The organism is Pseudomonas sp. D3-27, from assembly GCF_051132165.1.
Classification (GTDB): domain Bacteria; phylum Pseudomonadota; class Gammaproteobacteria; order Pseudomonadales; family Pseudomonadaceae; genus Aquipseudomonas.
In genome coordinates, this window is record NZ_CP071667.1 from 446880 (window position 1) to 461765 (window position 14886).

Sequence of the window (14886 nt, forward strand, 5' to 3'; positions counted from 1 at the left end):
ATAAGGGCTGAGGTGCTCTGCTGCATATGACTGTTGATTTGGAGTGGATATGGGTGATCGGCACGACTACGTGGCCCTGGAGTGGGTCAAGGGCGAGATTGCCGAAACGCTGAGGCAGGCTCATCTGGCACTCAATCGTCCGGAGGACGACCCGCAGGCGCCGGATGCACTTGCCCTATGCCTGGCCTGTATCCATCAGGTCCACGGTGGCCTGCAGATGGTCGAGTTTTATGGCGCGGCGTTACTCGCCGAAGAAATGGAGCAACTGTGCATCGCGCTGCAGGACAATCGTATTGCCCACCGCGACGAGGCCGTCAGCCTGTTGCGCCAGGCCCTGGGCCAATTGCCGGCCTATCTTGAACGTGTGCAAGGCGCCCGTCGCGACCTGCCGCTGGTGGTGCTGCCGTTGATCAACGACTTGCGCAGCGCCAGGGGCGAAAGCCTGTTGTCGGAGACCAGTCTGTTCAGCCCGCAGTTGCCTGATGTCGCGCCTCTCAGGGATGACGCCTTGAAACGGCTCGAACCCGCCGACCTGCCAGGCACCCTGCGCAAGCTGCGCCAAACCTTGCAGGTCGCGTTGGTGGGGTTGTTGCGCGAACAAGACGACGTCACTCACCTCGGCTACCTGGCCAAAGTCTTCCACCGTTTGGAAACGCTGTGCGCCGGGGCGCCACTCAATGCGTTGTGGCAGGTCGCTTCGGCATTGGTCGAGGGCATGCGCGAGGGGCGCATCGCCAACAGCCCGGCGTTGCGCAGCCTGTTCAAGGATGCCGACAAGGAGCTCAAGCGCCTGCTGGTGCAGGGCATGCCAGGCGTCAATCAACCGGCCCCGTCACACCTGGTCAAGAGCCTGTTGTTCTATATTGCCAAGGCCGAACATCCCAGCGGGCAGATGCAGATCATGAAAGAACGCTACTCACTGGACGACGCGCTGCCCGACAGCGCCATGGTCGATGAGGAACGGGCCCGCCTGGCCGGGCCCGACCGCGATGCCATGCGCTCGGTGCTGGCGGCGCTCTGCGAGGAACTGGTCCGGGTCAAGGAACGCCTGGACCTGTTCGTGCGCAGCGATCGGCAGCACGTCACGGAGCTGGACAGTTTGCTGGCGCCCCTGCGCCAGATCGCCGACACCCTGGCGGTGCTGGGTTTCGGCCAGCCCCGAAAAGTGATCATCGACCAGTTGGCGGTGGTCCTGAGCCTGGCCCAGGGCCAGCGCGAGCCGGATGACGCGACCCTGATGGACGTCGCCGGAGCCCTGCTCTATGTCGAGGCGACCCTGGCCGGCATGGTCGGCACTGTCGAGCCGGAGAGCCGCGAAGACAACCGTCTGCCGACCACCGACCTGACCCAGATCCACCAGATCGTCATCAAGGAAGCCCACACTTGCCTGCAGCAGGCCAAGGACCTGATCGTCGACTACATCGACGCGGACTGGAACAGCGAGCAGCTCCAGCCATTGCCGGCGCTGCTGACCCAGGTGCGCGGTGCGCTGGCGATGATCCCGTTGACCCGTGCTGCCAGCCTCGTAGAGGCTTGCCACGGTTTCATCCACGAGCACCTGTTGCTCGAGCATGCCCGACCGGGCTGGGAAGAGCTGGATCACCTGGCCGACGTGATCACCGGCCTGGAATATTACCTGGAGCGCTTGAGCGAAGACCCCCACAAGCCTGCCGAGAACCTGCTTGATGGGGTCGAGCGCAGCCTGGGCGCCCTCGGGTATTTCCCCGACGAAGCCCGCGTGCCGTTACTCGATGACGTGCTCAGCCCCAACGAAGCCCAGGTCATGCAGGATCTGCAAGAGCTGGACGACCCGCAGACCGTGCAATCCTTGGCCGAAGTCCTGGCCAGCCCGGTCTCGGCGGTCAACCCGCCGGCGAGAAACATGCCGGCCAGCCTGCTGCCGCCCCCGGCGGACGAAAGCCCGATAGACGATGAGCTGCGCGAGGTGTTCCTCGAGGAAACCGCCGAAGTGCTCGATGTCTTGAATGAGTACCTGCCGCGCTGGGCTGCCCATCCGGACGATCACGGCGCCCTCACAGAACTGCGCCGAGCCTTCCACACCCTCAAGGGCAGCGGCCGGATGGTTCGGGCGCTGATCCTCGGTGAGTTGGCCTGGGCCGTGGAAAACCTGCTCAACCGGGTGCTGGAACGCAGCGTGGAGCCGGGCGCTTCGGTCCGGCAGTTGATTGAAGAAACGGTGCAACTGCTGCCGGCCCTGGTCGCCGAATTCGCCGCGCACCGCCAATCCCAGCGTGACGACGTCGATCGTCTGGCGGCTCGCGCCCATGCCCTTGCCAAGGGCAGCGATGAAGACGATGACGACGAGCGAGACGTGACGGCTCTCGATCCGCTGCTCCTGAACATTTTCGACAACGAAGCCCAAGGGCACCTCGCCACGCTCGATCGCTTCCTTGATCAAGCCGCCGAACAACTGCCGTTGCAGGCCAGCGACGAACTGCAACGGGCGTTGCACACCCTCAAGGGCAGCGCATCGATGGCCGGTGTGCTGCCCATTGCCGAGCTTGCCGGGGCGCTGGACGAGCTGGCCCGGGAATACAAGGCGCATTCGCTGGCGCTGGACCTGGATGAGATTGAACTGCTGCTTGAGGGCGAGGGGCTGTTGCGACGCGGCCTGCGCCAGTTGCACAGCGAACCGTTGGCTTCGATAGCCGGTGCCGCCGACTTGATCCAGCGGGCCCGGGCGCTGCTGGCCGAGCGCTTGCAGGCGGCGGTGGGCGCGGCGGATCAAGGCGCGCGGACCAAGCGTGATCCGCAGTTGATCAATAACTTCCTCGCCCAAGGCATGGATATCCTGCTGGACGCAGAGAACCTGTTGCAGCGTTGGCAGCAGCATCCCGCTGAAAGCCAGGAATTGAGTGCCTTGCTCGATGAGCTGACCACCCTGGGCGAAGGCGCGCACCTGGCCGACCTGCACCCGGTGGACGAGCTCTGCGAAGCGTTGCTCGACCTCTACGGCGCGGTGGAGGAAAGCAGCCTCGCAGTCAGCGACGCCTTTTTCCAGGAAGCGCAACGCGCCCACGAAGCGTTGATCGACATGCTCGACGAGTTGGCGGCCGGCCAGCATGTGCATTCGCGGTCCGAGCGGGTGCAAGCCCTGCGCAAACTGCTCGAAGAGAGTCTCGACCCAGCCGCCACGGGGCTGATTCGCAGCGACGGCAGTCGCACCCTTAGCATCCGCGAGCTGGGACAGGCGACCGCCGAAATGGAGCAGGGCGCGACCACCGAGACCTCGGTCGACGACGACATCGCCTCGATCTTCCTCGAAGAGGCGCAGGACATCCTGGAAAGCGCCGCCCAGGCCTTGCAGCGCTGGCTCGCCGATCCGGACAACGGCGCGCCGCTGTCGTCGCTGCAGCGCGATCTGCATACGCTCAAGGGCGGCGCGCGCATGGCGAATATCCGGCCGGTCAGTGACCTCGCCCAGGAGCTCGAAAGCCTCTATGAGGGACTGGTGGATCGCCGCTACAGCTACAGCGAGGAACTGGCGCAACTGCTCGACAGCAGCCACGCGCGCCTCGATCTTTTGCTCGGGCAGTTGCAGCAAGGCCAGCCACTGGGCGATCCCGTTGCGCTGATCGACGCTATCCACCGGTTCCGCCAGGACCGGCCGAACGCCATCGAGACACCGGGGGCGAGTCCGAGCGATGCCACGGGGCATGACCCGGAGCTGCTGGAAATCTTTCTCGAGGAGGGTTTCGACATCCTCGACAGTTCCGGCGCTGCTTTGCTGCGCTGGCAGGAAGACCCGGGCAACCGCCAGGCCGTGGAAACCTTGCTGAGGGACTTGCATACCCTCAAGGGCGGCGCACGGATGGTGGAAATCGCCCCCATCGGCGATCTCGCCCATGAACTGGAAAACCTTTACGAAGGCCTGTCGGCGGGTCTGCTGCAACCGGGCCCCGAGCTATTTGTCCTGCTGCAAAGCAGTCATGACCGACTGGCGCAGATGCTCGACGCGGTCCGCGCAGGGCAGCCGTGTCCGCCAGGCGATCGGTTGATCGCGCGGATCCACGCGGTGGGCCATCCGCAGGAGAACGAGGCGCCCGAACCTGTTGCAACACCGGAGCCTGCCTCGATCCAGGCGCCAGCAACGCTGCCGTCGCGACCCGAGCCCGCAATGTCGGGCGACGGCGTGGACACAGTGAAGGTCTCCGCCGAATTGCTCGACGACTTGGTCAACCTCGCTGGCGAAACATCGATCTTCCGTGGCCGTATCGAGCAACAAGTCAACGACGCGCGTATTGCCCTGGGCGAGATGGAAACCACCATCGAGCGCATGCGCGATCAGTTGCGTCGCCTGGATACCGAAACCCAGGGGCGCATTCTCAGCCGCCAGCAAGCGGAAGCCGAGCGGTTGGGCTACGAAGAATTCGACCCCTTGGAGATGGACCGCCATTCCCAGTTGCAGCAATTGTCCCGGGCGCTGTTCGAGTCCGCTTCGGACTTGCTCGATCTCAAGGAAACCCTTGACCGCAGCAATCACGACGCGGAAAACCTGCTGCAACAGCAAGGGCGCATCAATACCGAGCTCCAGGAAGGCCTGATGCGTACGCGCATGGTGCCGTTCGAGCGCATGGTGCGGAGACTCAAGCGCATCGTCCGGCAAGTCGCCCAAGAACTGGGCAAGGACGTCGAGTTCGTGGTCGACAATGCCGAGGGCGAGATGGACCGCAACGTGCTCGAACGCATGGCGGCGCCTTTGGAGCATATGTTGCGCAACGCCGTCGACCATGGCCTTGAACCCGCCGATGTGCGTATCGCCGCCGGAAAGCCGGCCAAGGGGCGCATCAGCCTCGACTTGTCCCGGGAGGGGGGCGACATCATCTTCGACATTCGCGACGACGGTGCGGGAGTGCCACTGGACGCGGTGCGGCGCAAGGCGATCAAGCGTGGCTTGCTGGCGCCCGACAGCGACATCAGTGACCGTGATGTGCTGCAGTTCATTCTCCAGCCAGGCTTTTCCACGGCGGAAAAAATTACCCAGATTTCCGGGCGTGGCGTCGGCATGGACGTGGTCCACGAAGAGGTGCGGCAGTTGGGCGGCACCATGTCCATCGACTCGACGCCGGGGCAGGGTGTGCACTTTCGCATTCGCCTGCCGTTCACGGTGTCGGTGAACCGGGCGTTGATGGTGCAGTGCCATGAAGACCAGTACGCAATTCCGTTGAACACCATCGACAGCATCGTCCAGGTATTGCCCGCTGAACTGGACGGCTATTACCAGCTCGATCCGCCCACCTACACCTACGCCGGGCAGCGCTACGAGCTGTGTTATTTGGGGGAGCTGCTGAAAACCGCGGCCCGCCCGAAATTACTGGGGCAAAGCCAGCCCTTGCCGGTGCTGCTGGTGCAGTGCAACGAACGGCACGTCGCGGTGCAGGTGGACGCCACCGCTGGGACCCGGGAGATCGTGGTCAAGAGTCTCGGCTCGCAGTTCTCAGCGGTACGGGGTTTGTCCGGGGCGACAATCCTGGGAGACGGCCGGGTGGTGCTGATCCTCGACCTGCTGGCGCCGATCCGCGCCTTGCCGCACCAGGTGCCGCGCCGCCAGTTGTCTACCCAAAGCGAGAGCGAACCCCAGCGACCGCTGCTGATTTTGGTGGTGGACGACTCGGTGACGGTGCGCAAGGTTACCAGCCGCTTGCTGGAGCGCCATGGCATGCATGTCCTCACGGCCAAGGACGGAGTTGACGCCATGGCCCTGTTGAGCGAACACACGCCTGACCTGATGCTGTTGGACATCGAAATGCCGCGCATGGATGGCTTCGAAGTCGCCACCCAAGTGCGCAACGACCCAAGCCTGGCGCACTTGCCGATCATCATGATCACCTCCCGCACCGGCCAGAAGCATCGCGACCGCGCCATGACCATCGGTGTCAACGATTACCTGGGCAAGCCGTACCAGGAATCGGTGCTGCTCGACAGCATCGCCTACTGGAGCAAAAACCATGGATGAATTTCGCGCCAGTCATCTCACCGGGTTATTGCTGCCCTTGGCCGACCGGCATCTGGTATTGCCCAATGTCGCGGTGGCGGAGCTGATCGACTACCAAAGCAGCGCGTTCGACATGGACACACCGCCCTGGTTTCTGGGCTGGGTGAGCTGGCGCGAACGCCAGATCCCACTGCTGAGTTTCGAGTCGGCCTGTGGCCAGAAAACCATGATCGGCGAGCGCGCGCGCATCGTCGTGCTCAACGCCCTGGGCGGCCGCCCGGAGTTGCGCTTCATTGCCCTGCTGGTCCAAGGCATCCCGCGCTCCTACAAGCTCGACAGCCAGTTGAGCTACGTTGACGTGCCGCTGTGCGGGCTGGAGCAGGCCGCCGTGCAGGTCGGGGAACATGTGGCGAAAGTACCGGATCTGTTGGCGTTGGAGGAGCTGGTCCTTGCCGCGGGGCTGTCCCAGAGCTGATATGCGTGGCGGGGAGCAAGCTTTCTCGCCACGAAAAGCGCTGTCCATCGCGCCGCACCCAACCATTACTCCCACCGTAACGATCCACCATCGAGCTTGATTGATGCCCTCGCCACAACACTCCTAAGGTAAGCCCCACGAAAGCGAACCCGTGGAGTGGTCATGACAACAACAATATCCCCCGACTCGCGATGGACGCGGCGGCGCGGCGAAAAGCAGCGGCGCCTGGCGTTGGTCAAAGACCTTGCCGATGGCGTGGTGTTGCCCACCGATAACATCGTTGCGGCGTTGGAGGCATTGATCTTGCCCGGCGACCGTGTGGTGCTGGAGGGCAATAACCAGAAGCAGGCGGATTTTCTTTCGCGCTCCCTTGCCAAGGCCGATCCATCGAAGCTGCACGACCTGCACATGATCATGCCCAGCGTCGGCCGTTCCGAGCACCTGGACCTCTTCGAGCGTGGCATCGCTCGCAAGCTGGATTTTTCCTTTGCCGGCACCCAAAGCCTGCGCATCAGCCAATTGCTGGAAGACGGCCTGCTGGAAATCGGCGCGATCCACACCTACATCGAACTCTATGCCCGGCTGGTGGTGGATTTGATTCCCAACGTTGTGCTCTCGGCCGGTTTCATGGCCGACCGCGCCGGCAATATCTACACCGGCCCCAGCACTGAAGACACCCCCGCGCTGATCGAGCCGGCGGCTTTCAGCGATGGCATCGTCATTGTCCAGGTCAACCAATTGGTGGACGACGTCAGCGACCTGCCCCGTGTGGACATCCCGGCGTCCTGGGTGGATTTCGTGGTGGTGGCCGACAAGCCGTTCTACATCGAGCCGCTGTTCACCCGCGACCCGCGCCACATCAAGCCTGTGCATGTGCTGATGGCGATGATGGCCATCCGTGGGATCTACGAAAAACACAACGTCCAATCCTTGAACCACGGCATTGGGTTCAACACGGCCGCCATCGAATTGATCCTGCCGACCTACGGCGAATCCCTCGGCCTCAAAGGCAAGATCTGCCGCAACTGGACCCTCAACCCGCACCCGTCCCTGATCCCGGCCATCGAAAGTGGCTGGGTCGAAAGCGTGCATTGCTTCGGCACCGAACTGGGCATGGAGAACTACATCGCCGCCCGGCCCGACGTGTTCTTCACCGGCCATGACGGCTCGCTGCGTTCAAACCGCATGGTCTGCCAACTGGCCGGGCAATACGCGGTGGACCTGTTTATCGGCGCTACCCTGCAAGTGGACGGCGACGGTCATTCCTCCACCGTGACCCGTGGCCGACTCGCCGGTTTTGGCGGCGCGCCGAACATGGGCCACGACCCGCGCGGCCGTCGTCATGGCACCCCGGCCTGGCTCGACATGCGCCACGGCGACGGCGAAGCGCCGCTGCTCGAGCGCGGCAAGAAGCTGGTGGTGCAGATGGTCGAGACGTTCCAGGAGGGCGGCAAACCGACCTTCGTCGACACCCTCGACGCGGTGGACGTGGCGAAGAAGGCCGGCATGCCCCTGGCGCCGATCATGATCTACGGCGACGACGTTACCCACCTGCTCACCGAAGAAGGCATCGCCTACCTGTACAAGGCCCGCTCCCTCGAAGAGCGCCAGGCGATGATCGCCGCCGTGGCCGGGGTGACGGCCGTCGGCTTGCGCCATGACCCGAAAGACACCGCGCGCATGCGCCGCGAAGGGTTGATTGCCTTGCCCGAAGACCTCGGTATCCGCCGCACCGACGCCACCCGCGAGCTGCTCGCGGCCAAGAGCGTGGCCGATCTGGTGGAGTGGTCCGGTGGCCTCTACAACCCGCCCGCCAAGTTCAGGAGCTGGTAAATGCGCGCCTTGAATCTGCAACCCAAGCCAATTTCCCTGGCTGAACGTCTGGCCGACCTGGCGGTGGACGCGTTGATCGATGAGGCCGACCTCTCGCCGAAACCGGCGCTGGTGGATCGGCGCGGCAGCGGTGCCCACACCGATCTGCACTTGGGTCTGATGCACGCTTCGGCGTTGTCATTGTGGCCGGCCTTCAAGGAAATGGCCGAAGCCACCCTCGACTGTGGCGAGATCGGCCTGCCATTGCGCGAAGCCCTGGGCCGCATCGGCCGCGACGGTGAAGCCGCGATGCTCGCCACCACGGGTGGGGTGAATACTCATCGTGGCGCGATCTGGGCCTTGGGCCTGTTGATCGCTGCGGCGGCGCTGAAGCCTGAATCCAACGTCGCGGGCGCCGTCACCCTACGCGCCGCTCGTCTGGCCTTGCTCAACGACCGTTATGCGCCCCAACCCTTGAGCCATGGCGTCCAGGTCGCCCAGCGTTACGGCGTACGCGGTGCCCGGGAAGAAGCGCAGCTGGCGTTCCCGGCCGTCACCGGCCTGGGCCTGCCGCAACTCAAGCGCAGCCGCGCGGCTGGGGCGGGCGAACAGAACGCCCGGCTCGATGCCTTGCTGGCGATCATGACCACCCTGGCCGACACCTGCGTGCTCTACCGCGCCGGCGAAGCGGGGCTGCAAGCCATGCAACAGGGCGCCAAAGCGGTGCTCGACGCCGGTGGCAGCGCGAGCCTGGTGGGTCGCCGCCAACTCCATGCGCTGGACCAACAATTGATTGCCTTGAACGCCTCGCCCGGCGGCGCTGCCGACCTGCTTGCCGCCTGCCTCTTTCTCGACCGTATCGAGCGCGGCGATGACCTCTTTCCAGGAGTGTGCTGATGGAAACCTTGTCCTTTGAATTTTCCGCCGGACAGCCGCCACGAGGCCGGGCGCTGGTGGGCTGCGTCGGCTCGGGCGATCTGGAGGTGCTGATCGAACCGGGGCTGGCGGGAAAATTGACCATTCAGGTGCAGACTTCGGTCAATGGCAGCGAGCAACGCTGGCAGCATTTGTTCGCCCGCATGTTCGACGGCCAGACGCCCCCGGCGATGAACATCGACATCCATGATTTCGGCGCCACCCCAGGCGTGGTGCGTCTGCGCCTGGAGCAAGGCTTCGAGGAGATCGGCCATGACTGACAGCGCAACGCTGCTCAACAAGCACAGCTTCGTCGAACTCGGTGCCCGGCAACGGGCCAAGGCCTTGCTCGACGAGGGAACATTCCGTGAACTGCTCGACCCCTTCCAGCGCGTCATGTCGCCATGGCTACTGCGCCAAGGCGTGGTGCCGCAGAGCGACGATGGCGTGGTGATCGCCAAGGGCACGCTCGATGGCCTACCGGTGGTGATCGCCGCCATCGAAGGTGCGTTCCAGGGCGGCAGCCTCGGCGAAGTCGGCGGGGCAAAAATTGCCGGTGCGCTGGAACTGGCGGCTGAAGACAACCGCAGAGGCATCGCGACCCGCGTCGTGCTGCTGCTGGAAACCGGCGGCGTGCGGTTGCAGGAGGCCAACCTCGGGCTCGCGGCGATCGCCGAGATCCACTCGGCGATCGTCGACCTGCGCCAATTCCAACCGGTGATCGGCGTGGTAGCGGGCAGCGTTGGCTGCTTTGGCGGCATGTCGATTGCCGCCGGGTTGTGCAGTTACCTGTTGGTGACCCAGGAAGCGCGGCTGGGGTTGAACGGCCCGCAAGTGATCGAGCAGGAGGCCGGCATCGACGAGTACGACTCCCGCGATCGTCCGTTCATCTGGAGCCTGACCGGTGGCGAGCAGCGCTACGCGACCGGGCTGGTGGACCGATACGTTGCCGATGACGTCGCGCAGATCCGTCGGCAGGTCGGCGAACTGTTGCACCTGGGTGTGCCCGACGAACACCGCAGCGGTCAGGCCGATTTGTTCCTGCAACGCCTGGCCCGCCTGGACACCGACGTGCAAATCGAACCGTCAGCGGTTCGCCAGCTGTATCAGGGAGAACGCCCATGAGTTCGTATTCAATGAGAGGCGCGCGCTGGTTCGAGGCCTTGAGCGGCGGCGCCAAGCCGTTGGATGGCTTGCCGGCTTCGCTGCAAGTGGCCGACGTCCAACTGGGCGAACAAACCGCGCGGTTGATCGCCGTGGTGGCCGATCCCGACAACCGTTTTCCTCGGGCGCGCAATGGCGAAGTCGGGTTGCTCGAAGGTTGGGGCTTGGCCAAGGCGGTGGACGATGCCATCGAAGCCGACCGCAACGCGCCCCGCAAACGTGCGCTGATCGCCATCGTCGATGTGCCCAGCCAGGCATACGGCCGTCGCGAAGAAGCCCTCGGCATTCACCAAGCACTGGCTGGCGCGGCAGACAGTTATGTCCGCGCCCGATTGGCCGGGCACCCGGTGATTGGCTTGCTGGTGGGCAAGGCGATGTCCGGCGCGTTCCTGGCCCACGGCTACCAGGCCAACCGGCTGATTGCCCTGCGCGACCCGGGGGTGATGGTCCATGCCATGGGCAAGGCCTCGGCGGCGCGGGTGACCTTGCGCAGTGTCGAAGAACTTGAAGCCCTGGCTGCCAGCGTGCCGCCAATGGCCTATGACATCGACAGCTACGCCAGCCTGGGTTTGCTCTGGGAAACCTTGTCGGTTGAGCAGATCGAGCAACCGACGGCAGCGGATCTGGGGCGGGTGTCTGATTGCCTGCAACAGGCGATCAACGACGTGGCGGGTGCGCCTCGGGATCTGAGCGGGCGTTTGGGGGCGGCCCATCGCGCAGCTTCCAGCCAAGTTCGCCAGTTGTTGAGGGCGCAGTGGTGAGCACGTTCCTGGCCCATGACCTGCTCTGGGGGATGACTGCCTTGCAGTTGCCTGCGGATGCGCCGGGTTGGGCTGTCGAATCGCTCGACCTCGGGCAGCCGGTGGTGGTGCGTCGGGCGCTCACCTTGCCCGGGCACGTCGCGGTGGGCCTGCGCGGCCCCTCCCGGGAACAGCGTTACGCCGCGTCGATGCCTGTGGTTGCGGTCCAGCGCCGGGTACGCCCGGAAGATCTTTGTCATGTCGAATGCCGTCGTGACCTGCCTGCGCTGATCGCCCTGGCGCAGCTCCGCTCCTTGCTCGACGCCAGTGGTTGGATCTGGGGCGTGAGCGGCAGCGCCGGGTTCGAATTGGCCACGGGTGTCGAGGCGCTGCATGAACGCAGTGACTTGGATTTGATTCTGCGCGCGCCGCGTCGTCTGAATCGTCTCCCGGCCAAGGAACTGCTGGCGCTGTTGGATGCCTCGGTCTGCGCCGTGGACATGCAGTTGCAAACGCCTTGCGGCGCCGTCGCCCTACGCGAGTGGGCGGGCTCGTCGCGTCGGGTCTTGCTCAAGGATGATGTCCAGGCGCGCCTGGTGAGCGACCCTTGGCAATCTCCAGTGGAGCAGGTCGCGTGAGCAGCCTTTTCGTCTTTCCCGGCCAGGGTGCGCAGCGCGTGGGCATGCTCCATGGGTTGGCACCGCTGATCCTCGAAGAGGCGGGGGATGTGCTGGGTGAAGATGTATTGCGATTGGACAGTGCCCAGGCTTTGCAATCGACTCGCGCCGTGCAGCTGTGCCTGCTGATCGCAGGCGTGGCGGCGGCTCGTCGGTTGCTTGAGCAGGCTCGCGCTCCGGATTACGTCGCGGGGCTGTCCATCGGTGCTTATCCGGCGGCGGTCGTGGCTGGGGCGCTGGATTTTGCGGATGCGCTGCGCCTGGTCAGCCTGCGGGGCGAGCTGATGCAGCAGGCGTATCCACGAGGCTACGGCATGACGGCGATCATCGGCCTGGACCTCGCGGTGGTGGAGACCTTGCTTGCCCAGGTACACAGCGAAACAGCGCCGGTCTACCTCGCCAATATCAATGCCGATAACCAGGTAGTCATCGCCGGCAGCGACGAAGCCATGGGCCTCGTCGCCGAAAAGGCCCGGCGTCAAGGCGCGGGCAAGGCTTGCCGGCTGGCGGTCAGCGTGCCGTCCCATTGCCCGTTGCTGGATGCACCGGCCCGGACGTTGGCCCAGGCATTCGCCGACGTGCCGTTGAAGGCGCCAACATTGGGCTATCTCAGTGGCAGCCGCGCCCGGCCGATGTTCAAGACCGATGCGCTACGCGACGATCTGGCGTTCAACATGTGCCGTGTCGTCGATTGGCGCGGCACGGTGCAGAGCGCCTATGAGCGTGGCGTGCGCCTGCAAATCGAATTGCCGCCCGGCGCGGTGCTCACCGGGCTGGCGCGCCGGGTGTTCGAGCAAGGCACTGTCATGGCGTTTGATGGCGCGCGGCTGGATACGCTGCAAGCGCTACTGCATGAGGAGGGACGCCGCCAACCCTAGACACCGACTCAAGCTGGCGAAGCACAAAAACAACAACTTCGACGATGCATTTTGAGGATTACGACAATGATTATCTACGGTGTGGCGTTTCTGGCCTTTTGTACCATGGCGGGTATTTTCATCGGTGAGCTGCTGGGCAAATTGATCGGCGTGCCGGCCAATGTCGGCGGTGTCGGCATTGCGATGCTGTTATTGATCGGCCTGGGCAGCTATCTGAACAAGCGCGGCCTGTTCAAGGGCAAGTCTGAAGCTGGCGTGGAATTCTGGAGTGCCATCTATATCCCGATCGTGGTGGCGATGGCGGCGCAGCAAAACGTCTATGGCGCGCTGAAAGGCGGGCCGATGGCGATCCTGGCCGGGACCCTGGCCGTGGCGATTGCCTTTGCGTTGGTACCGGTGCTGGTGCGCATTGGTAACAAGGACCCTCAATCCAACGTGTCCGTGAAAACGGTCGGGTGATCGCCATGTACGAATCCATGATGAAAGTCATCACCGGCTACGGCCTGATCAGTGGTTTTGCGATTGTCGGGATCACCATGTGGGTGTCCTACTGGATGAGTAACACGTTCACCAAAGGTCGCCTGCATGGCTCGGCCATCGCGATCCTGCTGGGCCTGGTGCTTTCATACATCGGCGGGGCCATGACCGGCGGGCAGAAGGGCGTAGTGGACATCCCGCTGCTGTCCGGGATCGGCTTGCTGGGTGGCGCGATGCTGCGTGATTTTGCGATTGTCGCCACGGCGTTCGGTGTCAGCGTCGAGGAGCTCAAGCGCGCCGGCTTCGTGGGGATACTGGCCTTGTTCGTCGGGGTCGGGACTTCATTTATCGCCGGTGTTGGGGTGGCGATGGCCTTCGGTTACACCGATGTGGTGAGCCTGACCACCATTGGCGCCGGGGCGGTGACCTATATTGTCGGGCCGGTGACCGGGGCAGCGATTGGCGCCAGTTCCGAGGTGATGGCGCTGTCCATCGCCGCCGGGTTGATCAAGGCGATCCTGGTGATGGTGGCGACGCCGTTCGTGGCGCCCTTCATCGGCCTCAACAACCCGCGCAGCGCGGTGATCTTCGGTGGGCTGATGGGTACTTCCAGTGGCGTGGCCGGCGGCCTGGCGGCGACCGATCCGAAGCTGGTGCCGTATGGCTGCCTGACGGCGGCGTTCTATACGGCGCTTGGCTGCTTGCTCGGGCCTTCGCTGTTGTTTCTGATCATGCGCGGGTTGATGGGGTAGGGCTTCAGTTATTCTTTGAATGGACTGGCATCATCGCGAGCAAGCTCGCTCCCACAGGGGATTTGTGAACACCGATCCAATGTGGGTGCGAGCCTGCTCGCGATGGGCGCGGCTCGGTTTCAAGCCAGGCGATTGGCATACATCCGGCACTCCGCCAACAGCGCCAGGAGGTTCGGGTCGCGCTCCTTGGCTTTCAAAAAGACTACGCCGATGTGCTGCTGCAAACGGTACTTTTCCTGCAACGGGATCAGTTTCACCCGGTTTTCGTACACCGCCGCGATCCTGCCCGGCAGCAAGGCATAGCCTACCCCGGAGCTGACCATGCTCAGCAGGGTGAAGATGTCGTTGACCTGCATCGCCACCTTCGGCTCGAACCCCGCCTGCTTGAATACCCGAACGCCGTCCTGATGCGTGGCGAAGCCTTGGGTCAGGGTGATGAAGGTCTCGTCGCGCACTTCGGCCAGGTCCACTTCGCTGCGCTGGGCGAAGGGGGAGTCGGCCGGCGTGGCGAGGAAGATGTCATCGGAAAACAGCTGGATCTGCTCGCAGTCCGGGTCGTTGACGCTGTCGTCCAGCGACACCAGGATCGCATCGACTTCCATGTTCTTGAGCTTGTACAACAGGTCGATGTTGGAGCCCATGATCAAGTCGATATTGAGCTCGCTGCGGCGGATCTTCAGGCCCATGATCAGCTGCGGCACGGTCTTGACCGTCAATGAATACAACGAACCCAACTTGAAACGTTCGGCGGAAAAACCAGCCGCCTCACGGGTCAGGCGCACGCTTTCGATCACGTCCTGGATCAATTTCTGCGCACGCTCTTCCAATACATAGGCGCTTTCCAGCGGCGTGAGGTTGCGGCCCTCATGCTTGAACAATGGACAACGCAGGGCGCTCTCCAAGGAGTGAATGGCCCGATGCACGCTGACGTTGCTGGTTTGCAGATCGGCCGCCGCCCGCGCCAGGTTGCCGGTGCGCATGAAGGCCAGGAACACCTCGAGTTTTTTCAGGGTCAATTCTTCGTCGATCAGCATGGGAGG

At 64.0% G+C, this 14886-nt stretch carries 12 protein-coding genes; 11 read left to right on the forward strand and 1 reads right to left on the reverse strand.

Going from position 1 to position 14886, the window contains the following annotated elements:
• Nucleotides 1-49 precede the first annotated feature (49 nt).
• From J3P92_RS02095 to madM, 11 genes are all read left to right on the forward strand, one after another.
• Complete coding sequence (locus tag J3P92_RS02095; protein WP_434649771.1) at nucleotides 50-5977, forward strand: Hpt domain-containing protein; 5928 nt, start codon at nucleotides 50-52, stop codon at nucleotides 5975-5977.
• Nucleotides 5970-6431, forward strand: a complete 462-nt coding sequence (locus J3P92_RS02100) for a chemotaxis protein CheW (protein ID WP_434561819.1) — start codon at nucleotides 5970-5972, stop codon at nucleotides 6429-6431. Before J3P92_RS02095 ends, J3P92_RS02100 begins: the two co-directional genes overlap by 8 nt.
• Nucleotides 6432-6593: 162 nt before the next feature.
• On the forward strand, nucleotides 6594-8264 hold the full coding sequence (gene mdcA, locus J3P92_RS02105; RefSeq protein ID WP_434649773.1) for a malonate decarboxylase subunit alpha: 1671 nt from the start codon (nucleotides 6594-6596) through the stop codon (nucleotides 8262-8264).
• Nucleotides 8265-9140, forward strand: coding sequence for a triphosphoribosyl-dephospho-CoA synthase (locus J3P92_RS02110; protein ID WP_434649775.1), 876 nt, complete (start codon nucleotides 8265-8267; stop codon nucleotides 9138-9140).
• Nucleotides 9140-9439, forward strand: coding sequence for a malonate decarboxylase subunit delta (locus J3P92_RS02115; RefSeq protein ID WP_420765013.1), 300 nt, complete (start codon nucleotides 9140-9142; stop codon nucleotides 9437-9439). The genes J3P92_RS02110 and J3P92_RS02115 overlap by 1 nt, the downstream gene beginning before the upstream one ends.
• A complete protein-coding gene (locus J3P92_RS02120) occupies nucleotides 9432-10283 on the forward strand; it encodes a biotin-independent malonate decarboxylase subunit beta (protein WP_434649777.1) in 852 nt (283 codons plus the stop codon). The genes J3P92_RS02115 and J3P92_RS02120 overlap by 8 nt, the downstream gene beginning before the upstream one ends.
• Nucleotides 10280-11083 carry a biotin-independent malonate decarboxylase subunit gamma gene (gene mdcE / locus J3P92_RS02125; protein WP_434609060.1) on the forward strand — a complete coding sequence of 268 codons (804 nt, stop codon included), beginning with the start codon at nucleotides 10280-10282 and terminating at the stop codon, nucleotides 11081-11083. The genes J3P92_RS02120 and mdcE overlap by 4 nt, the downstream gene beginning before the upstream one ends.
• Nucleotides 11077-11700 (forward strand): malonate decarboxylase holo-ACP synthase, encoded by a 624-nt coding sequence (locus tag J3P92_RS02130; protein WP_434649779.1) that lies wholly within the window; start codon nucleotides 11077-11079, stop codon nucleotides 11698-11700. Before mdcE ends, J3P92_RS02130 begins: the two co-directional genes overlap by 7 nt.
• Entirely contained in the window at nucleotides 11697-12617 is a 921-nt protein-coding gene (gene mdcH, locus J3P92_RS02135) for a malonate decarboxylase subunit epsilon (RefSeq protein WP_420765009.1), read from the forward strand. Before J3P92_RS02130 ends, mdcH begins: the two co-directional genes overlap by 4 nt.
• Before the next feature lie 66 nt (nucleotides 12618-12683).
• Complete coding sequence (madL, locus tag J3P92_RS02140; protein WP_434649781.1) at nucleotides 12684-13076, forward strand: malonate transporter subunit MadL; 393 nt, start codon at nucleotides 12684-12686, stop codon at nucleotides 13074-13076.
• Nucleotides 13077-13081: 5 nt separating this feature from the next.
• On the forward strand, nucleotides 13082-13846 hold the full coding sequence (gene madM, locus J3P92_RS02145) for a malonate transporter subunit MadM (RefSeq protein ID WP_420765007.1): 765 nt from the start codon (nucleotides 13082-13084) through the stop codon (nucleotides 13844-13846).
• Nucleotides 13847-13965: 119 nt separating this feature from the next.
• On the opposite strand, the gene J3P92_RS02150 is transcribed toward madM, so the two are convergent.
• Nucleotides 13966-14880, reverse strand: coding sequence for a LysR family transcriptional regulator (locus tag J3P92_RS02150; protein WP_420765006.1), 915 nt, complete (start codon nucleotides 14878-14880; stop codon nucleotides 13966-13968).
• Nucleotides 14881-14886 lie beyond the last annotated feature (6 nt).